This window comes from Microbulbifer harenosus, assembly GCF_005771435.1.
Taxonomy (GTDB): domain Bacteria; phylum Pseudomonadota; class Gammaproteobacteria; order Pseudomonadales; family Cellvibrionaceae; genus Microbulbifer; species Microbulbifer harenosus.
In genome coordinates this window covers 1-1,441 of sequence record NZ_VANI01000043.1, presented here as the reverse complement: position 1 = coordinate 1,441, position 1,441 = coordinate 1, and the positions used below count along the sequence as shown (strand labels likewise).

The window sequence follows — 1,441 nt, the reverse complement described above, 5'->3', positions numbered from 1 at the left end:
GGCGCCTCGCGCACCAAAGCGGCCCCCGGGACTGCACAATCGGGGGTGGGATGATATCGAGGTGCAGAAGTTTAAAACCCGCCGCGAAGTGGATATGCATAGCCTGTCAGCGGAAGATTCGGCGGCGGCCAAGGTTTTGGAAAAGCAAGGTTGGGACGCGGACAAAATCAAGGAAGTCCTCGAGTCCGGCAATGACTTCAAGGCGAAGCCACTGCGCCCTGGCGACAAGCTCTACGGCTTCAACACCGCCGGCCGTGGCAAGGATCTGAAAACGTCCGCCTACTGGCTGGACGAATCGGGCTTCGAGGATGCAAAAGCCAGATACTTCAAGGACGGTGTGTGGGACCGGGAAGGCTTGAAAAACCACTTGGCACTGCCCTGCTACAACCGGGCCACGGCGATCGACGTGGCAGAAGTGACCCGGTCCACCACCGCCGTGGAAGCCAGAATCGGCAGGGCCACCGAACTCCTTCAATACACCGACAACAGCGGCTACAGCACCGGCCTGATGGGCAAGATCATGCGCGGTGGCGGCACACAGGTCACTGTCGACCCATCCACCCTCAAGGCCGTATCCGGAGGATAATTACCATGCCGAATACTGAAGAACAGCGTCTGGACGTCATCAAGAACTGCGACATCCTGCTGCAGACTATTCTGAAACCCTTTGCCCAGACAGACGGCACACCGGAAGGACGAATGATCGCGCAGCTGAAGTGGCTCAAGGAGCGTGCGGAAAATCGCGATCTGCCGCTGCCCGTTGATCGTGACATGCTCGGAACCTTACGCCGTGTATACGTCGACGGGGAGCTGTGCCGCCACGCCAGTTCACCGGAAAGGGTTCGAGAGGAAGTGGAAATCCACATGAAGCGCTTAATTCGACTAACCAGAGAAGCACAATTTCTCCTGAAACCCGCGTATTACCCCTACGTCGTTCGTTGTATCGAGGCACTTATTACTTTGCTGCAGCAGGCCCCAAGAGTACTGGACCAGTACGAACAGGGATTGATCGACGAGCTGACCCGCCTGAAGGAACTCCTGACGAGGGGCCAAATCGAACCGCCCTTGATGAGCTACTTCCCTGACTACCCCAACTTCAGAGAAGTTTATTCCATTACCGGCAGCTCAATAGATGATATTCCTGATGGAACATTCCTTATCAAAACCGTGGCCAATCTGTTGTTTGAGGGTATCCGTCCCGATTCCTGGGTTACTCCTCAAGACGCAGATAGAGAAACAGCCAATTTACGAAGGTAACCCGACTTCGAGAAGCTCTATGACTGGCCACGGAACTCGCCGATCTCATGCCCTGCAGGCCGACCTCCGGCGCTTCGTCAAAGACTACGTTAAAGCCCAACACGCCATTGAAATCACTGAATTCTCCGGTGCCGCGGCGTTTGAAGTCCTGTTCACCATACTCCTGGCGGCAGTAACCGGCGGC

General features: G+C 56.1%; 3 protein-coding genes. 2 read left to right on the top strand and 1 reads right to left on the bottom strand.

The features are described from left to right. Positions 1-586, top strand: a 586-nt coding sequence (locus tag FDY93_RS19205; protein WP_220446265.1) for a hypothetical protein, incomplete at its 5' end; no start/stop codon positions are given. A 5-nt stretch (positions 587-591) separates the two neighbouring features. Next, complete coding sequence (locus FDY93_RS19200) at positions 592-1,257, top strand: hypothetical protein (RefSeq protein WP_138237372.1); 666 nt, start codon at positions 592-594, stop codon at positions 1,255-1,257. Here FDY93_RS19200 and FDY93_RS19530 read toward each other — a convergent pair. After that, positions 1,211-1,441, bottom strand: a 231-nt coding sequence (locus FDY93_RS19530; protein ID WP_171019046.1) for a hypothetical protein, incomplete at its 5' end; no start/stop codon positions are given. The genes FDY93_RS19200 and FDY93_RS19530 overlap by 47 nt on opposite strands.